Below are 24,213 nucleotides of genomic sequence, written 5' to 3'. Positions count from 1 at the left end.
TATATGTGCGGTGGGCGCTCCCGGCCCGCCGCACCGGTAAGGACTGCGGATGACAGATCTACAGAACGAAACCCCAGCTCCCGGTGGTCAACCCATTCACGATCTGTCGTCCTCCGAGGAGCGCTTACTTGCCGCAGCTACGATGTTGTTCTCCGACAAGGGGTTCGAGGCCACCACCACCCGAGACATCTCCGCAGTGGCAGGACTGAGTCCCGCAGCGATGTACGTACACTTTCCCTCCAAGGAAGAACTGCTGTTCCGGCTCGTGTCCCGCGCCCATGAGCGGGCACTGACTCAGGCGCTCGACGCGGTCGCACCGTTCACCGACCCGGTCGACCGGGTTCGCGCATTGGTACGGGACTTCAGCATGTTGCACGCCACGAACTTTCGGAAAGCCCGCATCGCGCAGTACGAGAGCCGCCACCTCAGCGCCGAACACCGTGAGGTCGTGGCGCAGACACGCCTGCAGATCCGTGTCGCGGCAATGCGCGAGGTGTGCAGGGGAATCGACGAGGGCGTCTTCCTGATCCCGGATCCCCGAGTCGCGGTGCTCGCCATCATGTCGCTCGCCATCGACATCTGTCGGTGGTATGACCCCGACGGCGAATTCGCCCCCGAAGAGCTGGGCGACATCAACGCCGACCTCGTCCTGCGAATCCTGCGCGCGCCCGGCTACTGACCTCGGACAGAATCCGGCACGCGCAGGGCATTCGTCCACATCCGCGCCAGGCCGGTCGCCAACTGATCGAACGACAGAGATTTCCGTTCGCTCAGCGGTCCGACGAAATAGCTGTACGCCATCCTGCCGACCATGGCAGAGAGCGCCTTGGACGTGAGCATCGGATCCAGTACCGCATCTGCGAGGCCGCGATCCTGCAGGTCCGCGATCGCCCGGGCGTTGCGTCGGAAGAAGATGTCGTCGCGACGGCGTTCGAGTTCCCGGAACTCGGGGTCGACGTGCGCCACCTGCTCCAGCACCGCCAGCAGCCGCGCATTTCTGCGGCACGCGTGCAGATACGCGCGGATGCTCGCCTCGACGATCGCATGCACATCGCCTTCGTCGGCCACTCGTCCCATGCCGGGGTGGAGCAGGTCATTTTGGGTCACCTCGACGACGGCGGCAAAAACCTGCTCCTTGCTGGCGAAATAGGTGTAGAAGGAGCCCGTGGAGAGCCCAGCCTCCTTGGTGATGTCGACGAGTCGGGCATCGAGATAGCCCTCGCGCTCGAACACAACCCGGGCAGCGGCAATCAGCCGATTCCGAGTACGGACTCCTCGGGCGGTAACTGGCGGCTCCCGAAGGAGGGTGGCGTTCGCCATCGAGGGCGGACCTTCCTCCCCCCGTTCGGGAAGCAATCCCCCACCATCCGAGTTCTCCATACTCGAGTATTACTTGAATCCGGCCTCAGTTTCAAGTAAATCCGCTCAATACGCAGATGCGTTCTCGAAATATCGTCGCGGAACCTCCACCAGCATCTCGGAAATCATGTTCTCGGTGACACCACGTTCGCGGACGTACGGCAGCACGTCGTTCTCGATGTGAAGGTAGTGCCACTGCGGGAGCGCCGCCATCAGATTCGGATCGATCCAGTCGATGTAACACGATGCATCCTGGGACAACACCATCTGTCCGGCGAACCCGCGGCGGCACATCTCCACGAGCGTGTCCGCACGCGCTTCGAAAGTCGTGTCCAGATTGATACCGAACCGGTCCATCCCCAGGATGAACCCCTGCTCCGCCAGACTCGTCAAATGCTCGACGTCCGTTGTGTCACCACTGTGCCCGAGGACGATCCGGTCGGGCCGCACCCCCTCCTCGTCGCACATGACCCGCTTGACGTGCACACCGGCAGCGCTGCCCGGATGGGTATGTACGGTGATCGGCACCCCCGTACGCCGATGGGCTTTCGCTACCGCCCGCATCACGCGCTCCACGCCGGGCGTCAATCCAGGTTCATCGATAGCGCACTTGAGCAACCCCGCCCGGACCCCGGTGTCGGCGATTCCCACCTCGATGTCCTTGACGAACATGTCGACCATCGGATCGGGAACCTCGGCGCCCACCATGGCGTCGAGTGCGGGACCTCGATAATGGAAGAAGAACGGTACGTCGTCGTACGTGTACAACCCGGTTGCGGCAACGATGTTCAGGTCCGGGAGCTGTTCGGCCACCCGACGGATGCGCGGTATGTACCGACCGAGGCCGACGACAGTGGGGTCGACGATGGTCCGGACTCCCTGCTGGGTCAGCGCACGAAGCTTCGCCACCGCGTCCGCAACGCGCTCGTCCTCACTTCCCCACTCATCCGGATAGTTCTGCTGCACATCGGCAGTCAGCACGAACACGTGCTCGTGCATGTACGTACGACCGAGGTCCGCGCTGTCGACAGGCCCACGGACGGTGTTGATCTGGGTCATCGGCGCTCTCCTCCGGGTTGGGCGGTGTTCGGCTGAATCACCGGGCGAATCAACACCCGGCACGGCCTCCCACCGCTCGCATGTGACGGCCGTCATAGTTCGGTCCGGTCACAGTAGAGCGCATGTGAATCTGACGTCAACTTGCGGCCTGCGCGGGAGTCAACCTCCGGCCGTTGCCGCCTGGATCGGGGCCATGTCGAAGTAGTCCCGCCACGCGGTGATCTTGCCGTCGGCGATTTCGAAGACGCCGACGACCGGCAGCTCCACCCGGGTGTCGTTGATGTCGAACACGTCGACCCGCTCGTTCATGATCACGCCGTTCCCGCCGGCGTCGTCAGCGCTGCCGACACTGCCGACCTGGCGCTGCACCCGGAACTCGATGCCGCCGAAAGCGGCGACAAAGCCTGCCACGAATTCGCGGATCGCCTCACGCCCGCAGACCGGCTCCATCGGAATATTGTGATAAACCGCGTCTTCCGAGAAGTAGTCCGCGATCGCCGCGGGGTCCGGATCAGACCATTCGGCGCAGAATTGCGTGACCAGCTCATCGGGGCTCATCGGCATTCCCTTCGGTTGCGTGCGGTTCGATGATGGCCATGACCGACTGGATCGCTCCCGCCGGAATGTGGAAATGCTCGGTGATGCGGACCGTCGTCACCTCGGTCGGCGCGGCGCCGAGGTCGAGCAGGAATCGCGCCACCACATTCTCCCCCCACTCGTGGAACGAGAGATCGCGAACTGCCTGGATGGCCTGGTATTGCGGACCGTTCTCGAGTTCGTCCCGGATGAACGCCCCCGAGTCGCCGGTGTGCTGACCGTTCTCCACACGCCAGGCCGTCTCGGAGAGGCGGACCCTGGTCGCGTCGTGGCTCACGAGCGCGTCGATGTAGGCACGGGCCATCGCGACGCGTCCGCTGTCGGCGGAGTCGGTGGCGTGGTCCGCGATCGCAGCGAGGAGGACCTGCGCAAGCTCAGGCCGGCAGATCACCAGATCGGGGAGATAGGGATGAGACTGGTTGTACTGCAGTGGAGTCCCGTCAATGCGTGAGCAATGCAGGCCCGCGGCGGCGGCGACACCGACCGGGGCCGCCGAGTCCCATTCCCACTGTCCGCCCGCATGCACGTACGCGTCCACGTCACCCCGCAGCACGGCCATCGCCTTGGCCCCAGCCGATCCCATGGCCTGGACCTCGGCGCCGACCTGTGTCGCCACAGCGTCGATGAAGGCCGGCGGTCTACTGGCACTCACCACGATGCGGGGCCGCGCCGGCAATTCCTCGGCATGGACTGCGCGGCTCGGGTCGTCACTCGCGTACACCGCCCCCAGGGCCGGTTGTGCGACCGCGGCGGCGGTGACACCCCGGCCACGCTCCCACAGCGCGACGTGCACCGCCCAGTCGGAGTGCCCTGGTAGGCCGTATTCCTTCGAGCCGTCGAGGGGATCGATGATCCAGACCCGATCGCTGTCGAGGCGAGACCGGTCGTCGGCCGACTCCTCGGAAAGGATGGAATCCCCGGGACGCTCGGCGGCCAGCTTTCCGGCGATGAAGGCGTCGGCGGCGACGTCACCACGCCGGCCCAGCTCACGCCCGTCCGCGGATCCGAGTCCGGCAGCACGGATATCCAGCAACAGGGCACCGGCACCGGAGGCGATATCGGCCGCGAGCCGCGCGTCAGAGGTCACGCCTCAACAATTCCATAATCTTCGCTGCTTGTTCGGTCGGCGTGCCGTCCTCCGGCCGGAGTACGAGTTCCGCGCGCTCGGGTGCCTCGTACGGGTCGTCGACTCCGGTGAATCCCGTGATTTCCCCGGCCCGCGCTTTCGCATACATGCCCTTGGGATCACGGGCCTCGCATCGTTCGACCGGGGTGTCGACGAACACTTCGACGAAGTCGAGCCCGGCGGCCCGGTGCTCTTCGCGCACCCGCTCGCGATCCGCACGGTAGGGGCTGATGAGGCAGGCGATCGCGACGACGCCCGCATCGGCGAGCAACTGCGCCACCGCACCTACCCGTCGGACATTCTCCGAGCGGTCCGCGGCACCGAACCCCAGATCGGAGTTCAGCCCGTGTCGCAGGTTGTCGCCGTCGAGCCGGTACGCGGGCACGCCGGAGGCGACCAGCCGCCGCTCGAGTTCGACCGCAACGGTGGACTTCCCCGAAGCGGAGAGCCCGGTGAGCCAGACGGTGCGACCACGGGTGGGCCGCTCCTCGCGCGACACTGCCGCCGCGTGCCACACCACCTTCGCCGGGGAGAGGGTCGGCCCGGTGATCATTCCGGCACCGACGGTGTTGTTCGTGCTCTCGTCGACGAGAACGAAACTGCCCGTCACGTGGTTGCGGCGGTACGGGTCGAACATCAGCGGTTGGGAGGTCTTCAGCTGCACTCGGCCGATCTCGTTGAGTGAGAGCGAGCGGGCCGTGTCGTCGCGGTGCAGGGTGTTGACGTCGAGCCGATAGTCGAGGCGGGCCACCGTGGCCCTGACGGCGCGGGTGGTGTGGAGCAGGGTGTACCGCGCGTCGGGATTCAAGGAAGCCTGGTCACTGAACCAGCACACCATGGCGTCGAGATCGCTGCCGACGAGGGGGCGGTTGTTGGGGCGGCACAACATGTCTCCGCGGCTGACGTCCAACTGATCGACCAACTGGACGCACACCGCGGACGGTGCGAAGGCCTCGTCGACGGCGGTTCCGCCCGGCCCCCAGATGGCGCTGATCTTCGAGGTGAATCCCGACGGGAGCGCCACGACCTCGTCCCCCGGCTTGAATACTCCGCTGGCGATCGTGCCAGCGTAGCCTCGGAAGTCGTGCCAGGTGGAATCGGTCTGCCGTTGCGGCCGCACCACATACTGCACCGGGAAGCGCGCGTCGATGAGATTGCGGTCGGAGGCGACGTGCACCTGCTCGAGATGGTGCAGTAGTGACGCACCCTCGTACCAGGACATGTTGGCCGTCCGCTGCGCGATGTTGTCGCCACGCAACGCGGAGACGGGGATGAAGGTGAGGTCGTGCACCTCGAGTTTGATCGCGAACTGACGGAACTCTTCCTTGATCTCCTCGAACCGCTGCTCCGACCACCCCACCAGATCCATCTTGTTCACGCACAACACCAGGTGTGGGATCCCGAGAAGGCTCGCGATGAAAGCATGCCTACGGGTTTGCTCGAGCACCCCTTTTCTGGCGTCGACGAGAATCAATGCCAGGTCGGCGGTCGAGGCACCGGTCACCATGTTCCGGGTGTACTGCTCGTGTCCCGGCGTGTCCGCGATGATGAATTTACGATGCGGGGTAGCGAAGTAGCGGTGCGCGACATCGATGGTGATGCCCTGCTCCCGTTCCGCGCGGAGGCCGTCGGTGAGCAGAGCGAGGTCGGCGTGCTCGTCGCCTCGTTCGCGGCTGGTGCGCTCCACCGACTCGAGTTGGTCCTCGAAAATCGCCTTGGAGTCGTAGAGCAGACGGCCGATGAGAGTGGACTTGCCGTCGTCGACACTTCCCGCGGTCGCGACCCGCAGTAGCTGCGGCATCAGAAGTATCCTTCCTTCTTGCGATCCTCCATGCCTGCCTCGGAGATCCGGTCGTCCGCCCGGGTCGCCCCGCGCTCGGTGACTCGGCTGGCCGCGACCTCCGTCACGACGGCCTCGGCGGTGGTGGCCGAGGATTCGACGCACCCCGTACAGGTGGCGTCGCCGACGGTCCGGAACCGCACGAGCGCCTCGTACGGTTCGTCGCCGGGCAGCAGTGTGAGGAAACGAGTACGCGCAAGGAGCATTCCGTCGCGGGGCACCACCTCGCGGCGGTGTGCGTAGTAGAGCGGGGGAAGGTCGATGCCTTCCTCGCTGATGTACTGCCAGATGTCGAGCTCGGTCCAGTTGGACAGCGGGAAGACCCTGATGTGCTCACCCTTGCGGTGCCGCCCGTTGTAGAGGCTCCACAGTTCCGGGCGCTGCGCCCGAGGCTCCCACTGTCCGAACTCGTCACGGAAGCTGAAGATCCGCTCCTTCGCGCGCGCCTTTTCCTCGTCCCTGCGGGCACCACCGAAGACGGCGTCGAAGCCGTTGTCCGTGATCGCGCGCAGGAGCGCCGCAGTTTGAAGCCGATTCCGGCTGGCCCGCGCTCCCGTCTCTTCGCTGACACGTCCGGCATCGATGTCGTCCTGCACACGTGCGACCACCAACCGCAGTCCGAGACGCTCGACCGTGCGATCACGGAACTCGATCACCTCGTCGAAATTGTGCCCGGTGTCCACGTGCATGACGGCGAAAGGAACAGGTGCGGGCCAGAATGCCTTCGCGGCGACGTGGAGCATCACCACGGAGTCCTTGCCACCGGAGAAGAGCAGAACCGGACGCTCGAACGTCGCGGCCACTTCACGAAAGATGTGCACTGCCTCGGCCTCGAGCGCGCCGAGGTGCGACAGCTCGTAGACGGGCGGTGCCATGGATGAGGTCATGGGGCGACTCCTCGTCGCGAGTGCCGAACCGAGCACGGTTCATATTTGGACCGGGCCGGTCGAAAAGGTCCCCTCGACAATAGAACGTGTTTCAGAAGTAGGTCAATGCCCACCTGTTCGAGGCCGCCGTCCCCCCACCTCCTGGGTGATCGCGTCCGCGGCCGCCGCGAGCGCCTTGCCTCGACGAGCGATGTCGTCCGATGCGAGCTCCGCGCCCACATACAACGTGAGCACCATGGCTTGATGCCCCTCCGCGTCGTATGTCGGCGCGGCAATCAGGCTGACCGGATGCATCGCGCCGGCATGTTCGGCATCGAGGTGCACGCGCTCACCCAGACTGGACACCATCTCGCCGAGAACATCGCGTAGTTCCGCAGGCAGATCGTGGGCGGCCACGCCGGCCATCAAGGTGTGCAAACGCTGACCCACCGGAGTGAGCGTTTCGACGAGATACCCCGTCCGTGAGCATTCCTCGACCACCTTGCGCAGCCGCTCCCGATCGAGACGAACCGGCAGGGTCGGTTCTCGCCGTAGCCACGACTGCAGTGCGTCTTCACCGTCCCAGAGCACATACATCAGGCCGACGGGTGGTGCGAATGGGTACATCTCCCCCACCTTGGCAGCCGCTCGCACGCCGGGAGGACTCGTCAGTTCCAGAACGGCGATCCGGTCGCCCACCACCGCCGACGCCGTACACGTCGTCTGATACTCGGCACTGAGAGCCGCGAGATGCCTGCGTGCGACCGGACCGGCGGCGAAGCCCTGTTGCGCCGCACGCCCGGCCGCAATCAATGCGGGGCCGAGGCCGTAAGACTTCGCAACCGGGTCGCGGACCAGATAGCCGCCGCGGACCAGCTCGGTGAGGATGCCCAGACACGTCGGCTTACTGATGTCGAGCGTCCGCGCGAGCTCGGAGAGGCCGAACCGGTGCTCCTTGCGGGACACCAGGAAGTCGAGCACCTGCACCACCCGTTCCGTCGGCGGGGACCGTCGCCCCTGGGCTCTGTCGACGCCGTCGTCCATGGCAGCCATTGACCACTCCTTAGAACACGTTCTATTGTCGGTCCATCACGTTCTACCACGCAGGTACATATATGTACCACCCCATCGTGAGGAGCACGGTGTGCTGACCGACCCATTCGCCGACGCCCTGGCCGAGGCCGAGAAACTGATCGAGACCGCCCCCCACATCCGGACCGAGCAGGATCTGCTCGAGGGCTACCAGTACCTTGCCGGCGGAATCCTCGCGACAACCCATGCGGCCTGGGCCACCGAACGATCCCACCCGACGTTCATCTCCGGCACGGGGCCATACATGAAGATGGGCCTCGACAACCCCGACACCCTGTACTTCGGCGCACGGATCAGTGACGACGTCGAATACGTCGTCACCGGCACACGAGGCACCACAGCAGACCTGAGCTTCCAGATTCTCAGCGGAAATTACACCGCCGCAGATGTGCCCGGCAGTGTGACCGCTTTCGACGATCGTGAGATCGATATCGCCGCCGACGGCAGCTTCGAGGTCCGGTTCGGTCCCGGAGCCGAGCCGGACGCGAGCCGGCGCAACTATTTTCCGCTCGCGCCCGGGTCCTCCCAACTGGTGGTCCGCGAGGTCTACAGCGATTGGAGTCAGCGACGTGGAACGATCCGCATCGCGCGCGCCGACACGAGCGGTACCGCGCCGGATCCCCTCACCCGGGAGTCGGTGGAGAAGCGCTATGCGCGAGCAGGCAAGGCACTCGTGTCACGGGTCAAGACGTGGCTGCAGTTCCCCGAGTGGTTCTATCTCAACCTTCCGGTCAACACGATGACCGAACCCCGGCTCACACCGGGCGGATTGGCCACCCAGTACTCCTCCGTCGGTCACTACGATATCTCCGAGGACCAGGCCATCATCATCACCGTTCCGCGGTCCGACGCTCCGTACCAGGGATTTCAGCTCGGTAGTCTGTGGTACATCTCCCTCGACTACATCAACCACCAAACGTCGCTGAACGTCTCGCAGTCGCAGGTGGACCCCGATGGGATGATTCGTCTCGTCGTCAGCGAAGCCGATCCGGGAGTCACCAACTGGATCGAGACGACAGGTCATCTTCGCGGCTACCTCCAATTCCGTTGGCAGCGAGTGTCCCGGGAACTGACCGAGGCCGACGGGCCCCGTATCGAGATCGTCGGGATCGAGGAGATCCCCGGAAAGCTCCCGTATTACCGGTCCAACACCATCACACGCGAGGGCTATGCCGCGCGGATCGCCGGGCGGCAAGCGGCTGTCGCGGATCGGATGCTGGGATGAGCGCCGCCGTGAGCGACAGCAACCTGCTGCGCGGAAAAGTAGTCGTCATTTCCGGTGTCGGACCCGCTTTGGGTCGCACGCTCGCGGTGCGGTGTGCGGAAGCAGGCGCCGACATGGTGCTCGCCGCTCGCACCGCCTCCCGGCTCGAGGAGGTGGCCAAGGAGATCATCACGCTCGGCCGCCGCGCGGTGACGGTTCCGACGGACATCACCGACCCCGCCTCGGCGGAGAATCTCGTCGCCGCGGCAGTCGATGCGTATGGCAAGGTCGACGTACTCGTGAACAACGCGTTCTCGGTCCCGTCGATGAAACCTCTGGCCCGCACCGACTTCGATTCGATTCGCAGCAGTTTCGAACTGACCGTTCTCGGCGCGCTACGCCTGACTCAACTCTTCACCCCGGCTCTGGCCGAATCTTCGGGCGCGGTGGTGAATATCAACTCGATGGTTCTCCGCCACTCGCAGGAGCGTTACGGCAGTTACAAGATGGCGAAATCCGCCCTTCTGGCTATGTCGCAATCTCTCGCGACGGAACTCGGTCCGCAGGGCATCCGGGTGAACTCCGTTGCACCGGGCTATATCTGGGGACCCACGTTGAAGCAGTACTTCGCACACCAGGCCGAGAAGTACGGGACAACGATGGAGCAGATCTACGAGCACACCGCCGCGGGCACCGATCTGAAGAGGTTGCCCGAGACCGACGAAGTGGCCGACGCCGTCATCTTTCTCGCGTCGCCGATGGCACGGGCCGTCACCGGCCAGTGCCTCGACGTCAACTGCGGCGAATTCCATCACTAGCGAGGGAGAACCGGACCATCATGAGTGAGCGCACCACCGTCGGCACGGTCGAGGACCTGCATGAGTCGGCGACCCGCATGACCGGGTTGACCGACTTCGGCTCCGACGACTACACCGAAGCACTCGGCGTACTGCTGGACTCCTATGCCACCGACGAGCAACTGACACCGCTGGGCAGCAAGGTCGCGCGGGTCTTCCTGCGCGGCGCGCTGGTGGCCCGGTTGCTCAGCGAGGCAGCGTGGAAGCAGCACCCCGAGTACGCCGACGTTTCGATCGACCGCCCCATTTTCGTCACCGGGCTTCCACGAACCGGGACCACGGCTCTGCACCGGCTCTTGACTGCCGATCCGTCGCACCAGGGACTCGAGATGTGGTTGACGGAGATGCCGCAACCACGGCCGCCGCGGGAGACGTGGGCGTCGAATCCGGTGTTCCAGAAGATCGAGGAGGGCTTCAGCCGTCACCACATCGAACGACCCGAGTTCATGGGCGTGCACTACATGTCCGCGAGCGAGGTCGAGGAATGCTGGCAGCTACTCCGGCAGACCTTCAAATCAATTTCCTACGAGTGCCTCGCGTATCTGCCGACGTACTCGCAGTGGCTTGCCGGTCAAACATGGACCAACGCCTATCAGCGGCACAAGAAGAACCTGCAATTGATCGGTCTCCCCGACCGCGACCGCCGCTGGGTGCTCAAGAATCCCAGCCATTTGTTTGCCCTCGACGAGTTACTCGCGGTGTATCCGGATGCTGTGGTAATCCAGACGCACCGGCCCCCACGCACCATCGTCCCCTCGGTGTGCAGCCTGGCGGAACAGGCAACCGACGGATGGTCGGAGAAGTTTCGCGGCAACGTGATCGGTGAGAGCCAGCTCGACTTGTGGGCGCGCGGGCTCGAGCAGTTCACCGAAGTCCGCGCTCGGCACGACAGCGCCCAGTTCCTCGACGTCGATTACCACGACTTCGTCGCGGACCCACTGGGGACCGTAGAGGGCGTCTACACCCATTTCGGCCTCGAGCTGACCCCGTCGGCGCAGTCGGCCATGGAGGCCATGCATACCGAGAGCCGCGCCGGCGACCGACGGCCGTCCCACAAGTACACCCTCGAGGACTTCGGACTCTCGGCTGAACAGGTGGATGAGAGGTTCGCCGACTACCGGTTCAGCGCTACCAGGTGACGGGGTAGTCGAGGATCGACGACGCCGCCCGCGCCGCGACGAGTGGTCGCGGCGACAAGGGCAGCATGAACGTCGGCGCCGCCGTCGGCGCGGGGGCCCGGTCCGGCGTCGGCACGGGCTCGGGCTCCGGCTCCGGCTCCGGCGCGGGATCCGGACACATGGCCTCGTCGACCTCGGGATTCGTGGCCGACTCGAGGTCGAGTACATCGAGCAGTGACATCAACGACGCGGCGATCTGATCACCCACCTGCGTGAACGCGGCCTCGCTCAGCCCGACCGGGTCGCTGATGTTCGGATTTTCGATCGGCCCGTAGTCCCGTCGCGCTACGGCGAGTTCGGCGACGGTGCGGGCACCGGTGTCCCTCGCGATCCGGTGCGCTTCGCGCAGCGTGAACGTGCAGTGACTCGTCCCGAGGACCAGCTCCATCGAGCGATCCCGGAGCTGCTCGGTCATGGCGAGCACGAGGTCGGCTCTCTTGATCATCTCGGGGCGTAGCCGTCGTGCGGTGAAACCGTCGGCGCTGGCGCCGAGACCTTCCACTACTCTCGCCGCGATCGGTTCGATGGGGAATCCGACCAGCGCCCGCACGCCGGCGCTTTCCGCAGTGAGGTGCGAAATACCGCGGTCCACGGCATAGGCGCGCGTCAACCGCTCTGCGATCGGCGAACGGCAGACGTTGCCGCTACAAACGAACAGAACGTGCATGAGGGCACCCTAACCACCAAATCCACTCGGAGACAGACCGATGTCCACTGGCCGAGCGGTCTGTTTACGTCGTTCACCTTCCGCTCGTGAGTAGTTCATCTACTCGTCGCAATCCCGACACCTTTCGGGGTAAACGCCCAGCTCGACCTTGGTCCGAGGGGCCCGAAGCGACGCGCGCGATCTGCGTCACATCGTGCCCACCGATGTTCCGACGTCAGTAGATGCCGTGTCTGCCCACAGCAGACAATCGCCGATCGAGTACTCATACGGCGGTAGTACTGAGGTCATGACCACAGCCACACTTGCCGACCTCAACTACCGCGATCTACTGGCAGACCGGCTTTTCCGTCAGCGAACCATCCGCCTCACGGGCGAAGTGGACGACGCAATGGCGGAGCGTGCCTGCTCAGAGCTGGTTCTGCTCGCGGCCGCCGACCCCGAGCGCGACATCGTCATCTACATCAATTCGCCGGGCGGTTCCGTCTTCGCGGGACTGGCCATCTACGACACCATGAAACTGATCCCCAACGACGTGGTCACGGTGGCCATGGGTTTTGCGGCCAGCATGGGGCAGGTGCTTCTCTGCTCCGGGACCCGAGGCAAGCGAATCGCTCTGGCGCACAGCCGAATCATGATGCACCAGCCCTCGGCAGGCATCGGCGGAACAGCCGTCGACATCGCCATTCAGGCCGAAAGCCTCGAACGGATGAAACGTCAATCGCAGCAGATTCTCGCCGACGAGACCGGTAGGCCTGTCGAGGAAATCGCAGCAGACAGCGACCGCGATCGCTGGTTCACCGCAGACGAGGCCCGTGAGTACGGGATCGTCGACCGGGTGGTATCGACCTTCGCCGAAATCGCCCCCCACACCACCGCTCCCAGGATAGGACTCTGACGCCATGTCCCAGTACACCATTCCGAATGTCATCGAGCGGACGTCTGCGGGTGAGAGGTCGTTCGACATCTTCAGCCGACTGTTGAACGAACGGATCGTCTTTCTCGGCACGGAGATCGACGACGGTGTCGCCAATGTGGTGATGGCTCAACTACTTCATCTTCAGGCAGACAGCGCCGACCGGGAAATCGGGCTCTACATCAACTCACCCGGCGGGTCCACCACGGCGATGCTCGCGATCTACGACACGATGCAGTTCCTGCGGCCGACGATCGCGACGTACTGCATGGGCCAGGCCGCTTCGGCCGCCGCCGTGCTACTGGCCGCGGGAACGAAGGGACACCGTCACGTTCTCGCACATTCCCGCGTTCTGTTGCATCAACCGTCCACGCAGGGCAGTGGCACGATCTCCGATCTCGCCCTGCAAGCCGCCGAAATACTGCGGGTGCGTTCGCAGACCGAAGAAATTCTCAGCAAGCACAGCGGGCAGAGCATCGACCGTCTTCGTCAGGACACCGACCGGGATCGAATCTTCAGCGCCCGGGAAGCCATCGACTACGGGTTGGCCGACACACTGATCACCACGGGCCAGGAGAACTAGGCCGCGAGCATCGTGGGAGTTCCTCGGCCGGCGCTTCTATTCGTAGCACCGATCCGGCGCCCCGACCGGAACAGCAGGTGTTCCACCGGAAGACCGAGAGCGCCACACACTGCGCGCAGCATTTCCGAGGATGGTTCCTTCTTGCCGCGTTCAATTTCGGAGAGGTACTGCTTGGACATGCCGACCTCTGCGGCGACATCCTCGAGACTCCGGTCCTGGTCCCGGCGCGCGTCCCGAAGCACCCGACCGTAGAGCTCGCGCACCAGCGGCTCCTCCCGCGGCTGCTCGGGAGCGCCCGTCACCAGCGTGAGTCTGCGCTGCGGTTCCATACCTCCGGAGTCTTCCAGACTACGTTCCCGGACGAGGCGGCGTTCACCGACAGCGGACAGCCGGTCGGTAGCGTAAATTCTCGCCGGAATCTGCAGCCGGCGCTCGAGATCCTCAGCTTGACTCCGAATCGTGGGCAGGCGCGGACTGCTCGACGGTGTAGGTGAGGAGGAACTGGCTGGGACCGTTGCTAGCTGCCGTGTTGCTCCACGCGTGTGGCTCGATACCGATAACCGTCCTGATCGGTTACCTGTTCCCAGTCGAGCGTGACGGTGGCACCCACAATCAAGGTTCGGAACCCTTCTCCGACGATCTCGCTGTAAAAGGCCCAGCAACCGCCCGGTGTCTGAGCGGAGTCGATTACTCCCCACCCCTCTTCGGCATTCCACATCTGCACGGTGCCTATTGCCTGGCCGGTAATCCGGGGCGGAGCTGGCGCCGGCTCCGCGAGTTCCGCCTCGGTGATCTCTTCGACGGTGCCGTCCGCGTGTACCGTCCACGCTCGCGACCTGAACGCCTTCGGCTCGTCATAGGGCTGTTCCCCGGCCGGCCAGGCCCGACTGCATTCGTAGAGAAGGCCCGACTCGGGCTGTTCGGCGCGATGCCATTCGAACTCCACCTGTTGTCCTTCGGACAATGCGGGGAATCCGTCTACCGCGACCGCACCGAACATGATGTGGCATCCACCTGGAATATCGTCGCCGTCGATAATGCCCTGCATGCCCTCGATATCCCAGCTACGGACCACTCCTCGGCTTGGCACCGGTCCAGTATCTTCAGCGCCGCCATCAGGTGCGCCGGGAACGGAGGCAGGAATGAGGTGGGAGTCTGCACCGATAGTGAGCAGCCCTACTGCCACACCGGCAACCACCACTCCGCCGGCCGCGAACGCAAGGGGTTTGCGCACAGGGCTCCTTCCACCTCCGGCACCATCCGAACCCAAGGGGGTCGATGGCCGATACCTAGATCATGAAGGCGAGGAGGACCGCACGCCACTCTTGGATGGTCCCAGACGCAGACCACGCGAAGCGCCTCCCGGCGAGTGCCAGGTGTTGCGACGGATCGCTAGTGATTGTGCAAGTGGTTGCCGAGTAGTTCGTCGAGGCGCTCGGCGGCCTCGTCGGGGATCCAGTGGCTCACGCCGTGCAGCACCTCGTACGTGTACGGGCCGTCGACGAATCGCGCAGTCAGTTCGGGTCCTACCGGGCCGATTGCCGTGTCGCCGTCGCTCCAGACGAAGAGAGTGGGTACGCGGACCTTGCCGGTCACCGAACCCGGCGAGGACAAAAACATTGCGCGATACCAGTTCAGGGCGCCCCGGGCTCGACTCCGGTCGCGCATCGATTCGAGGTCGCGCTTCGCCCGGTCCGGGGCCTGCCCGCTGGAGAGCAGGGCACGGTAGCCGTAACCGTCCGAGGCGATCATCCGCTCCGGGATCCACGGCAGCTGGAACGCGAACATGTACCAGGACAGCAGGATCTGACGACTGGTGAGCATCGCCCGCAAAAACGCCGCCGGGTGCGGCACCGACAACGCCGTGAGCGTGCGGATCCGGTCGGGCCGTTCCGCCGCGATACCCCACGCCACCACAGCGCCCCAGTCGTGCCCGACGACATGCACCGGGCCGAGGCCTGCCTGGTCGATGAGCGCGACGACGTCCGCTACCAATTCCGAGGTGCGGTACGCCCAACAGGCGCGAGGCCTGGCCCCGGCCGAATAGCCGCGCTGGTCCGGCGCAAGGGTGCGGAAACCGCGCCTGTGCAGCAGTGGCGCCACCTTGTCCCATGATCTCGAATCCTGTGGGAAACCGTGGAGCAGCACGACGGGGACTCCGTCGATCGGACCCTCGTCGCGAACGTCGAACGTCAGCCCGTTCCTGATGAACGTGGTGACGCGTCCGTTGCCTGTCATCGATCACTCTCCACACGGTCACGGGCGTGCGCACCGGACAACCCGGCGCGCAAGAACTTCCCCGTCTTGTGCACGCCGAAGCCACCGGTGAACTGTCCGTCCCGGTAGACGAGCTTGCCGTTGATCACGGTAGCGACAGCGGCGCCGTCGCTGCGGTTGACCATTCTTCGCAGGCCGCCGTACTCGGGAACCTCGGCCTCGAACAGTCCGTCGACCGTGTCGTCGAGTCCGGCGGGGTCGATCACGACCAGATCGGCCCGGTCGCCCTCCCGCAGGTGACCGGCATCGATGCCGTACCAGTCGGCCAGCTCGCCGGTGAGGCGGTGGACGGCCCGCTCGACCGTCAGGAACGGCGTGCGGTCGGTCTGCGCGTCCTTGACACGCTTCAGCAACCGGATGGGGTAGTTGTAGAAAGCCATGTTGCGCAGGTGCGCGCCGGCGTCCCCGAAGCCCATCTGCACACCGGAACTGGCGGCGAGCCTCTTCGCGAACTTCGGCCGGTGATTGGCGATGGTGGTGCGCCACCGGAGGTCCGTGCCGTACTTCACGACGAGGTCGAGGTAGGCGTCGACCGGATGGACACCGCGCAGCTCACCGACCGCGCCGAAGGTGCTGCCGATCAACGTCTCGTCGGGACATCCGACGATGACGGCGTCGTAGAAGTTGCGGTGCCAGATGCGCGGGCTGAACTTGTCGTCGTACTCCTTCCGGAACTGGCGGCGGTACGACTCGTCCTGCAACAGCGCGTTGCGCTCCACCTGATCTTTGAGGTGGAGCGCGGCCGCGCCCGCGCCGAACTCCTCGAACACCACCAGATCGATGCCGTCCGCGTACACGGTGAACGGCACGGGCAGGTGCTGCCACTTGAAGTCGGTCTTGGCGAATCTGTTGAGCAGCGGCGCAGCACCGAGCATGAAGTACACGATCGACGGGTACGCCTTAGAATCCGCCGCGGAGAGTAGCGACGTCTTGAGGGGCCTGCGGCGGCCGAGACCCGAACTCTCCGCGAAGAATCCGAGAATGTTGGGATGCAGGTTGATCGTGGGTGCGCTCTGCAGGATCTTGCCGCGCTCGCGCAGGATCCGGTTGAGGAAGCGGAACTCGCGCCACCGTGCATAAGTGGAAGGCAAAGATCGCGAACGATATTCGTCGCCATCGATCTTGTCGAGCGCATTCGTCATCGACGACAGACCGAGGAAACCCGCGTCGAGTGCCTCGGTGACCATCGCACCCATCCGCTCGAGTTCGCCGGCACTGGGCTTCACCCGCCTGTCGGTGCCGCGGCCGAGCCCCAGCACGCGGGTGCGAATGTCGGAGTGCCCGATGAAACCGGCGACATTGGGACCGAGCGGAAGCGATTCGAGCGCGTCGACGTACTCGGCCGGATTTTGCCAACTCTTGTTGTCGTCGAGGATGCGCAGCACCGAGTCGTGAGGTACGGCCTCGACCCTGCTGAACAGGTCGGCGCATTCACGGGGTGTCGAATACACCGTCGACAACGAGCAGTTCCCGAGGACAACGGTGGTGACACCGTGCCGGACGGATTCGGGTAGGCCGGGGCTGACCAGGACCTCGGCGTCGTAGTGCGTGTGCACGTCGACGAAGCCGGGCACCACCCACTTGCCCGCCGCGTCGATCACCTCGGTGTCGGGCCCGACGGGGAGCGGCTCCGCGGAGGCCCTGACGACGACTCCGTCGCGAATGCCCAGGTTTCGGCGGCGAGGCACAGACCCGGTTCCGTCGAACCACAGCCCTCCGTCGACCACTACGTCGAAGTCCGACATGTTGCGCTCCTCACACTCAGTTGGTGTTACACGACGTTACGTACACCGTTGAGTGAAAGTCAATGGGGTGTGCCGTCCCGTCCCTTAGAGTGCAGAGATGCCCGCCGCCCCCCGCTCCCCCGCAGATCGGCGCGCGCAGATCCTCGACGTCGCCATGCGACTCCTCGACTCGGTGCCGTTCGAGCAGCTGTCGATGGACCAGGTGGCGGCCGAGGCAGGCGTCTCGTCGCCACTGTTGTTCCACTACTTCAAGAACAAGCACGGGTTTCGCAACGCAGTGCTCGAAGCCTCGGCCACCGAGTTGCAGCGGAGGATGACGCCCGACACGTCGCTCCCCCTTCCGGCGCAACTGCGCGCGGGTGTCGAGACGTTCGCCGAGGCGGTGATCGCGCACCCCGCGATATATTTGGCCGTCATGCGCATGGCGGGCAGCGGGGACGATGGCATGCGAAAGATCTACCGGGGAATGCGGCGCACGTTCACCCAGGAGATCGGACGTGCGCTCGCACAAGTCGGAGTATCGACGACCCCGGCACTCGAGGCGGCGATCCAGGGATGGCAAGCATTCATGGAAGAGATCGTCCTGTCCTGGGTCGACCACCCGACGATGACGCGCTCGGAAATGATCGACCTGTGCGAACGCGGCCTCTACTGTCTGCTTCCGGCCGCAGGCGTCGACCACAGCATTCGCCTCGAAGACGGGTGATCGGCACGCGGTACTACCCGTGCCTACGTATCGAGACCGGCAGGCGCATCGTGCGCCTGCCGGTCTTCCGCGAGCGAGTGACGGGACTCGAACCCGTGTGAACGGCTTTGCAGGCCGGTGCCTCACCATCTCAGCCACACCCGCGGGGTAAAGCTGATACTGCCCGGAGGACATCGACGCCGGAAGATTTCGATTCACTGTGATTCTGATCCCGGTTCCGGGCCGACACGCCGATGCGGGAACAAACCAGGTGTCCTCGTTGCTGTCCCCCCTTATGACGGCTATCGATGAGACCTCCGCCTCACCTACCCGACTTCGGGCACAGGCAACCCCCGACACCGGCACCGCCGCAGCCGATCGGCCGAGCCTGCGGATCGTGCTGGTGCTCGGCGCACTCATCGCGCTCGGACCGTTCACCATCGACATGTACCTGCCCGCCCTCCCCGACATCGGCACCGACCTCGGAGCGTCGTCGTCGGCCGTGCAGTTGACCATCACGGGGACGCTGCTGGGCCTCGCGCTCGGCCAGTTGATCGTCGGCCCGCTCGCTGACAGCCTCGGGCGCCGGCGACCGTTGATCGCCGGAATCGGCTTGCATGTCCTCGCCTCAGTACTCGCTGTCTTCGCACCGACCGTCGCCGTGCTCGGTGCGCTCCGGGTGTTCCAGGGCATCGGCGCCGCCGCAGCCGCCGTCGTCGCCGTTGCCGTGGTACGTGACCTGTACAGCGGAAACATGGTCGCGGTCGTCATGTCACGGTTGATGCTCGTCCTGGGTGTCGCACCCGTGCTCGCCCCCAGCATCGGCGGCGCGCTCCTCATCGCTTTGGACTGGCGCGGGATTTTCGTCGTCCTGGCGCTCATCGGAACGCTCACGGCACTGATCGGCGCACTCGCCCTGAAGGAGACGCTCCCACCGGAGCGACGACGCACGAGCAATCTCTCCTCGGTGCTGTCGACGTACAAGAGCCTTCTCGGTGACCGCAAGTTCATGGTGCTCACATTGGTCTCCAGCGTCGGGATGGCCTCGTTATTCGCTTACGTCTCCGGCGCGTCCTTCGTGTTCCAGAATCAGTACGGCCTCGACGAGCAGCAGTTCGCGCTGCTGTTCAGCTCAGGCGCGATCGCTCTGATCGGCGCTTCCCAGCTCAACGTCCGCGCCCTCGCCCGGTGGTCGCCTCAGCAGATCACGATCGCCTCACTGGCCTTCGCGACCGTAGCGGGCGCCGCCTTGCTGGTGACCGCCTACCTCGAACTCGGCGGTCTGGTCGGCTTCGTCATTCCACTGTGGTTCCTGCTCGCCGGTGTCGGGTTCGTCCTGCCCAACGCCCCGGCACTGGCACTCGGCAGGCATGGCGAGGCAGCCGGCACCGCCGCTGCCATGCTCGGCGCCCTGCAGTTCGGCGTCGGCGCGCTCATCGCTCCTCTCGTCGGAGTCCTCGGCAATACGGGAGTCGGCCTCGGTGCGACGATGACGATGTGCGTCGCCCTCGGACTCGTGGCACTGCTTGCCACCGCGCGGGCGGACGCGCGCTGACGACACAGTCCGCGCGCTTTCGCAGCCCGTCACCCGACATGGGATGATCGACGCATGCCACCACCGTCACCACTTCATCTCGATCCCATCGAAGAGGCCCACCGGCAGTGGACGAAGCACGGCTGGGGTGATGTTGCCGACGGGATGGCTGCGGTGACCTCGGTGATGCGGGCACAGCAGATCATGATGGCCCGGGTGGAAGAGGTGCTCAAGCCGTCGGGGCTCACGTTCGCCCGGTACGAATTGTTGACACTGCTGACGTTCACGCGCACCGGCGCGCTCCCGATGGCGAAGGCCAGCGCGCGCCTTCAGGTTCACCCGACCAGCGTGACGAACGCCGTCGACCGGCTCGAAACGGCGAATCTCGTGCGACGTGTCCCGCATCCGAGCGATCGCCGTGCGACGCTGATCGAAATCACCGACGCGGGAAGGAAACTGGCCGTCGAGTCCACCGAGCGACTCAACGCCCAGGTGTTCTCGAGTCCCGGAGTGTCCGGCGACAAGCTGGAACAATTGGTCACGATCCTCGCCGAACTGCGCCGCGAGGCAGGCGATTTCGACACCGGAGACGCCCCCACCAAGTGGTGAGAAGACTGCTGCCCCGCACCGTGTTTTTCGGTGCGGGGCAACAGTTCTTGTGACGGCTACTAGCGGTGTTTGAATACCGGTGGGCGTTTTTCGACGAATGCGGTCATGCCTTCTTTTTGGTCTTCGGTGGCGAAGGTGGAGTGGAAGACTCGTCGTTCGAAGCGGATTCCTTCGGTGAGGGTGGTTTCGAAGGACCGGTTGACTGCTTCTTTCGCCATCATCGCGACCGGTAGCGACATGTCGGCGATGGTGGTCGCGGTCTGCAGGGCCTCGTCGAGTAGGTCCGCGGCGGGCACGATCCTCGAGACGAGTCCGGCGCGTTCGGCTTCCTCGGCGTCCATGTTCCGGCCGGTCAGGCACAGTTCCATGGCCTTGGCCTTGCCGACCGCCCGGGTCAGCCGCTGCGAGCCGCCGATCCCGGGGATGACCCCGAGTTTGATCTCGGGTTGCCCGAACTTCGCGGTGTCGGCGGCGATCAGGATGTCGCAGAGCATCGCCAACTCGCATCCACCGCCGAGCGCGTACCCGGCGACCGCGGCGATCGTAGGCTTGCGGGCCGCGGCCACCTTGTCCCAGGCGGAGAAGAAGTCGTCGAGGTAGACGTCCATGTACGACTTGGGTTGCATCTCCTTGATGTCCGCGCCGGCGGCGAAGGCCCGATCCGATCCGGTGATCAGGATGGCCCGATCTCCGGATCCTTCTCCAACTCCTCCACCGCCGACACGACCTCGCGCATCAGCTGTGAGTTCAGGGCGTTGAGCGCCTTCGGACGGTGCAGGGTGATGATCCCGACCCGGCCCTTGCGGTCGAGCAGGATGGTCTCGAAGTCGGTCACTGGTCTCCCTTGGTAGAACGGTCGCGGATGTCGTTGATGATGGCCGAGAAGTCCTGACCACCACCACCGGCGGCGTGGAACCGGCTGTACAGTTCGGCGGCACGCAGCCCGAGGTCCGCCTCGACGCCGTTGGTCTTCAGCGCGTTCGCGGCGAGACCGAGATCCTTGTCCATCAGCGCGGCCGCGAAGCCGGGCTGGTAGTCGTTGTTGGCCGGGCTGGTCGGTACCGGTCCGGGCACCGGGCAGTTGGTGGTCAGCGCCCAACACTGGCCGGACGCGTTGGACGCGACGTCGAACAGGGCCTGGTTGCTCAGTCCCAGCTTCTCGCCGAGGACGAATGCCTCGCTGATGGCGATCATCGACACGCCCAGAATCATGTTGTTGCAGATCTTCGCGGCCTGACCGTTGCCCGGGTTGCCGCAGTGCACGACCTTCTTGCCCATCACCTCGAGCAGCGGCCTCGCGGACTCGAAGTCGTCCGCCGTGCCGCCGACCATGAACGCGAGGGTGCCCGCGGCCGCGCCCACGACGCCACCGGAGACGGGGGCGTCGACCGAGCGGTGCCCGGCGGTGACGGCCTCCTCGTGCGCCGCGCGGGCGTCCGCGACGTCGATGGTGGACGAATCGATGAACAGGGTGCCCGGCTTCGCGGCCGGTAAAATCTCCTTGTACAGGCCGAGGACGAGTGTGCCGTTCGGCAGCATCGTGATCACCACCTCCGCCTCGCGGACGGCGTCGACGGCCGACTCGGCGACGGTGACACCGTCTTTGGTGGCCTGCTCGAGGGCGGCGGGCGCGAGGTCGAAGCCGACCACCGTGTGCCCCGCCTTGACGAGGTTGGCCGCCATGGGACCACCCATGTGGCCGAGTCCCAGAAATCCGATCGTGCTCATGATGCAGTCCCTCCTGGACGCGTGTCGCTGGTCGAAGCCGCTGCCGGGACGGCTGCGGCTGTCGGGGCGGGGGTGGGTGGGGTGAGGCCGAGTTCGAGGTTCCCGAGTGGGGCGAAGAACGCGTCGACGTCCTCGTCGGTCACCTCGTCGATCGTGGCGGGTGACCACTGCGGGTTGCGGTCCTTGTCCACGACCTGCGCCCGGATGCCCTCGACGAGATCAGGGGAGCTCAGGCAGGCGACGGACACCCGGAACTCCTCGTTCAGCACTTCCTCGAGGCTGCCCGCTGCCCGGGCCCGGCGCAACGACCGTAGGGTGACCGCGCACGCGGTCGGCGACTTCGACAGGATCTGCTCGGCCGCCTTCTGAGCCTCGGGCACCCCGCTGCCGCGCAGGCGGGCGACGATCTCGGGAACACTGCCCGCGGAGTAGGCGGCGTCGATCCACCCCTGCTGCGCCACCAGCTCCGAGGGCGGGGCGGGTTCGGTGAACGCGGCCAGCGCGTCCTCCACCGTGGTGTCGGACAGCTTCTGAACGAACGCGTCGATCTTCTCCGAGGGGATGTAGTGGTCGGCGAACCCGCACGCGATCGCATCACCGGCACTGAGGCGGGCGGTGGTCAACGCGATGTGGGTGCCCAACTCCCCGGGGGTGCGGGCCAACAGGTAGGTGCCGCCGACGTCGGGGACGAACCCGATCCCGGTCTCGGGCATCCCGATCATCGACCGTTCGGTGACGATCCGGACGCTGCCGTGCGCGGAGACCCCGACGCCGCCGCCCATCACGATGCCGTCCATGATCGCCACATACGGCTTCCGGTAGTTCGCGATGGCCGCGTTCAGGATGTACTCATCGCGCCAGAACTCCCGCGACCCGGTACCGCCCTCCTTGGCGTCGTGGTAGATCGACACGATGTCCCCGCCCGCGCACAAACCCCGCTCACCGGCCCCGGTGAGCAGCACCGCCCGCACCCGATCATCGTCGGACCATGCGGCCAACGCCGCCGCGATCTGCCCGACCATGCCGTGGTTGAGGGCGTTGATCGCCTTGGGCCGATTCAGCACGATCCGGCCCACACCGCCGCTCGTGTCGATCAGGACCTCGGGGGTCGTGGTGGTTGTCTCGCTCATGCCGCTCCTTGTTTTCCGTGTCCGGCGCCTCCGACGATGCTGCGGGCGATGACGACCCGCATGATCTCGTTGCTGCCCTCGAGGATCTGGTGCACCCGCAGATCCCGGACGATCTTCTCGATGCCGTACTCGGCCAGATAGCCATACCCGCCGTGCAGTTGCAGCGCCCGGTTGGCGACCTCGAAACCGGTGTCGGTGGCGAACCGCTTCGCCATCGCACACAGCTCCACCACCTCCGGAGCCCCCTCGTCGAGGGCGGCCGCGGCCCGCCACAACAGGGTGCGGGCCGCCTCGAGTTCGGTGCGCATGTCGGCGAGCTGGAACTGCAACGCCTGCGAGTCGAGCAGCGGCGCACCGAACGCCTTCCGGTCCGCGAGATACGCGACCGCCTTCTCCAGCGCCGCCTGCCCACCACCAACCGAGCACGCCGCGATATTGAGCCGGCCCCCGTTCAAACCGGCCATCGCGATCCGGAACCCACCACCCTCGCTGCCGAGGAGGTTCGCCGCCGGCACCCGCACATCCTCGAAGATCACCTGCCGGGTCGGTTGGGCGTTCCAGCCCATCTTCACCTCGTTCGGCCCGAACGAGAGCCCCGCCGACTCCTTCGGAACGATGAACGCGGAAATCCCCTTCGGCCCGCTGTCTCCCGTGCGGGCCATCACCACATACACATCCGACGTCCCGCCCCGGAAATGAACTGCTTGACCCCGTTCAGGACGTAAGCGTCACCGTCGCGGACCGCCCGGGTGCTCAACGCCGCCGCATCCGACCCGGCACCCGGCTCGGTCAGGCAGTAACTACCCAACTGATCCATCGCACACAACCCCGGCACGAACGCACGGCGCTGCTCCTCGGTGCCGAACCTGTCGATCATCCACGTCACCATGTTGTGGATCGAGATATACGCGGCGATCGACGGACACCCCCTCGCGAGCTGCTCGAAGATCCGGGCCGCGTCCACCCGGCTCAACTCCGAGCCACCCACATCCTCCCGAATGTAGATCCCACCCATCCCCAACGACGCCGCCTTACGCAGCACATCCACCGGAAAATGCTTGGACTGATCCCACTCCACGGCAAACGGCGCCAAATGCTCGGCCGCGAAGTCACGGGCCGTCTCACTGATCGCCCGCTCGTCATCGGTCAAGGTAAACATGGGGT

23 protein-coding genes, 1 tRNA gene and 2 pseudogenes are annotated in these 24,213 nt (G+C 65.4%); 9 read left to right on the top strand and 17 right to left on the bottom strand.

Annotation, left to right across the window (positions count from 1 at the left end):
* Positions 1-49: 49 nt before the first annotated feature.
* A complete protein-coding gene (locus CBI38_RS10555; protein ID WP_109328656.1) occupies positions 50-679 on the top strand; it encodes a TetR/AcrR family transcriptional regulator in 630 nt (209 codons plus the stop codon).
* Here CBI38_RS10555 and CBI38_RS10550 read toward each other — a convergent pair.
* The 7 genes from CBI38_RS10550 to CBI38_RS10520 all read right to left on the bottom strand — a co-directional run bounded on the left by CBI38_RS10550 (position 673) and on the right by CBI38_RS10520 (position 7,891).
* On the bottom strand, positions 673-1,320 hold the full coding sequence (locus CBI38_RS10550) for a TetR/AcrR family transcriptional regulator (protein ID WP_109328654.1): 648 nt from the start codon (positions 1,318-1,320) through the stop codon (positions 673-675). The genes CBI38_RS10555 and CBI38_RS10550 overlap by 7 nt on opposite strands.
* A 105-nt stretch (positions 1,321-1,425) precedes the next feature.
* Entirely contained in the window at positions 1,426-2,418 is a 993-nt protein-coding gene (locus CBI38_RS10545; protein ID WP_109328652.1) for a phosphotriesterase family protein, read from the bottom strand.
* 159 nt (positions 2,419-2,577) lie between these two features.
* Positions 2,578-2,976, bottom strand: coding sequence for a nuclear transport factor 2 family protein (locus CBI38_RS10540; RefSeq protein ID WP_109328650.1), 399 nt, complete (start codon positions 2,974-2,976; stop codon positions 2,578-2,580).
* On the bottom strand, positions 2,963-4,102 hold the full coding sequence (locus tag CBI38_RS10535; protein WP_109328648.1) for a 3'(2'),5'-bisphosphate nucleotidase CysQ: 1,140 nt from the start codon (positions 4,100-4,102) through the stop codon (positions 2,963-2,965). Before CBI38_RS10535 ends, CBI38_RS10540 begins: the two co-directional genes overlap by 14 nt.
* Entirely contained in the window at positions 4,092-5,942 is a 1,851-nt protein-coding gene (gene cysC / locus CBI38_RS10530) for an adenylyl-sulfate kinase (protein WP_109328646.1), read from the bottom strand. Before cysC ends, CBI38_RS10535 begins: the two co-directional genes overlap by 11 nt.
* Complete coding sequence (gene cysD / locus CBI38_RS10525) at positions 5,942-6,868, bottom strand: sulfate adenylyltransferase subunit CysD (RefSeq protein WP_109328644.1); 927 nt, start codon at positions 6,866-6,868, stop codon at positions 5,942-5,944. The genes cysC and cysD overlap by 1 nt, the downstream gene beginning before the upstream one ends.
* Before the next feature lie 102 nt (positions 6,869-6,970).
* Positions 6,971-7,891: a helix-turn-helix domain-containing protein gene (locus CBI38_RS10520; RefSeq protein WP_204164956.1), complete on the bottom strand. Its 921-nt coding sequence runs from the start codon at positions 7,889-7,891 to the stop codon at positions 6,971-6,973.
* 100 nt (positions 7,892-7,991) lie between these two features.
* Here CBI38_RS10520 and CBI38_RS10515 point away from each other — a divergent pair, with 100 nt between their 5' ends.
* From CBI38_RS10515 to CBI38_RS10505, 3 genes are read left to right on the top strand one after another with little or no spacing between them, the layout of a single operon-like run.
* Positions 7,992-9,164 (top strand): DUF1214 domain-containing protein, encoded by a 1,173-nt coding sequence (locus tag CBI38_RS10515; RefSeq protein ID WP_109328640.1) that lies wholly within the window; start codon positions 7,992-7,994, stop codon positions 9,162-9,164.
* Positions 9,161-9,961 (top strand): SDR family oxidoreductase, encoded by an 801-nt coding sequence (locus CBI38_RS10510; RefSeq protein WP_109328638.1) that lies wholly within the window; start codon positions 9,161-9,163, stop codon positions 9,959-9,961. The genes CBI38_RS10515 and CBI38_RS10510 overlap by 4 nt, the downstream gene beginning before the upstream one ends.
* Before the next feature lie 20 nt (positions 9,962-9,981).
* Positions 9,982-11,139 carry a sulfotransferase family protein gene (locus CBI38_RS10505; protein ID WP_109328636.1) on the top strand — a complete coding sequence of 386 codons (1,158 nt, stop codon included), beginning with the start codon at positions 9,982-9,984 and terminating at the stop codon, positions 11,137-11,139.
* Here CBI38_RS10505 and CBI38_RS10500 read toward each other — a convergent pair.
* Positions 11,129-11,845, bottom strand: a complete 717-nt coding sequence (locus CBI38_RS10500; RefSeq protein WP_109328634.1) for an arsenate reductase/protein-tyrosine-phosphatase family protein — start codon at positions 11,843-11,845, stop codon at positions 11,129-11,131. The two genes, CBI38_RS10505 and CBI38_RS10500, sit on opposite strands and share 11 nt — an antisense overlap.
* 286 nt (positions 11,846-12,131) lie before the next feature.
* On the opposite strand from CBI38_RS10500, the gene CBI38_RS10495 reads away from it, so the two are divergent.
* On the top strand, positions 12,132-12,740 hold the full coding sequence (locus CBI38_RS10495) for a ClpP family protease (protein ID WP_109328632.1): 609 nt from the start codon (positions 12,132-12,134) through the stop codon (positions 12,738-12,740).
* A 4-nt stretch (positions 12,741-12,744) separates the two neighbouring features.
* The gene (locus CBI38_RS10490) at positions 12,745-13,341 is read left to right on the top strand and encodes an ATP-dependent Clp protease proteolytic subunit (protein ID WP_109328631.1); all 597 of its coding nucleotides are present in this window, start codon (positions 12,745-12,747) and stop codon (positions 13,339-13,341) included.
* Here the strand turns inward: CBI38_RS10490 and CBI38_RS10485 are convergent.
* From CBI38_RS10485 to CBI38_RS10470, 4 genes are all read right to left on the bottom strand, one after another.
* Positions 13,338-13,670 (bottom strand): helix-turn-helix domain-containing protein, encoded by a 333-nt coding sequence (locus tag CBI38_RS10485; RefSeq protein ID WP_109328629.1) that lies wholly within the window; start codon positions 13,668-13,670, stop codon positions 13,338-13,340. The two genes, CBI38_RS10490 and CBI38_RS10485, sit on opposite strands and share 4 nt — an antisense overlap.
* A 188-nt stretch (positions 13,671-13,858) precedes the next feature.
* Complete coding sequence (locus CBI38_RS38950; RefSeq protein ID WP_230990147.1) at positions 13,859-14,575, bottom strand: cold-shock protein; 717 nt, start codon at positions 14,573-14,575, stop codon at positions 13,859-13,861.
* Positions 14,576-14,733: 158 nt separating this feature from the next.
* Positions 14,734-15,579 carry an alpha/beta fold hydrolase gene (locus tag CBI38_RS10475; RefSeq protein WP_109328627.1) on the bottom strand — a complete coding sequence of 282 codons (846 nt, stop codon included), beginning with the start codon at positions 15,577-15,579 and terminating at the stop codon, positions 14,734-14,736.
* Entirely contained in the window at positions 15,576-17,363 is a 1,788-nt protein-coding gene (locus CBI38_RS10470; RefSeq protein ID WP_109328625.1) for an N-acyl-D-amino-acid deacylase family protein, read from the bottom strand. The genes CBI38_RS10475 and CBI38_RS10470 overlap by 4 nt, the downstream gene beginning before the upstream one ends.
* A 97-nt stretch (positions 17,364-17,460) precedes the next feature.
* Here CBI38_RS10470 and CBI38_RS10465 point away from each other — a divergent pair, with 97 nt between their 5' ends.
* The gene (locus tag CBI38_RS10465; protein ID WP_109328623.1) at positions 17,461-18,069 is read left to right on the top strand and encodes a TetR/AcrR family transcriptional regulator; all 609 of its coding nucleotides are present in this window, start codon (positions 17,461-17,463) and stop codon (positions 18,067-18,069) included.
* Positions 18,070-18,141: 72 nt separating this feature from the next.
* On the opposite strand, the gene CBI38_RS10460 is transcribed toward CBI38_RS10465, so the two are convergent.
* Positions 18,142-18,213: transfer RNA gene (locus CBI38_RS10460), tRNA-Cys, on the bottom strand.
* Between the two features lie 106 nt (positions 18,214-18,319).
* Here CBI38_RS10460 and CBI38_RS10455 point away from each other — a divergent pair.
* Together CBI38_RS10455 and CBI38_RS10450 are read left to right on the top strand one after the other, a co-directional pair.
* Positions 18,320-19,603: a multidrug effflux MFS transporter gene (locus CBI38_RS10455; protein WP_418328334.1), complete on the top strand. Its 1,284-nt coding sequence runs from the start codon at positions 18,320-18,322 to the stop codon at positions 19,601-19,603.
* 54 nt (positions 19,604-19,657) lie between these two features.
* On the top strand, positions 19,658-20,191 hold the full coding sequence (locus tag CBI38_RS10450; RefSeq protein ID WP_005252880.1) for a MarR family winged helix-turn-helix transcriptional regulator: 534 nt from the start codon (positions 19,658-19,660) through the stop codon (positions 20,189-20,191).
* Between the two features lie 59 nt (positions 20,192-20,250).
* Here the strand turns inward: CBI38_RS10450 and CBI38_RS10445 are convergent.
* The 4 genes and pseudogenes from CBI38_RS10445 to CBI38_RS10430 form a co-directional block, all read right to left on the bottom strand.
* Positions 20,251-21,026 (bottom strand): annotated as a pseudogene (locus CBI38_RS10445) (enoyl-CoA hydratase).
* Positions 21,023-21,919, bottom strand: coding sequence for a 3-hydroxyisobutyrate dehydrogenase (gene mmsB, locus CBI38_RS10440; RefSeq protein ID WP_109325643.1), 897 nt, complete (start codon positions 21,917-21,919; stop codon positions 21,023-21,025). Before mmsB ends, CBI38_RS10445 begins: the two are co-directional and overlap by 4 nt.
* A complete protein-coding gene (locus CBI38_RS10435; protein ID WP_109328621.1) occupies positions 21,916-23,049 on the bottom strand; it encodes an enoyl-CoA hydratase/isomerase family protein in 1,134 nt (377 codons plus the stop codon). Before CBI38_RS10435 ends, mmsB begins: the two co-directional genes overlap by 4 nt.
* Positions 23,046-24,208 (bottom strand): annotated as a pseudogene (locus CBI38_RS10430) (isobutyryl-CoA dehydrogenase). The gene CBI38_RS10435 and the pseudogene CBI38_RS10430 overlap by 4 nt, the downstream one beginning before the upstream one ends.
* Between the last annotated feature and the right edge of the window lie 5 nt (positions 24,209-24,213).

The organism is Rhodococcus oxybenzonivorans, from assembly GCF_003130705.1.
GTDB classification, from domain to species: domain Bacteria; phylum Actinomycetota; class Actinomycetes; order Mycobacteriales; family Mycobacteriaceae; genus Rhodococcus_F; species Rhodococcus_F oxybenzonivorans.
The sequence above is the reverse complement of the archived record's forward strand: the minus strand, read 5'-3'. Positions and strand labels throughout refer to the sequence as shown.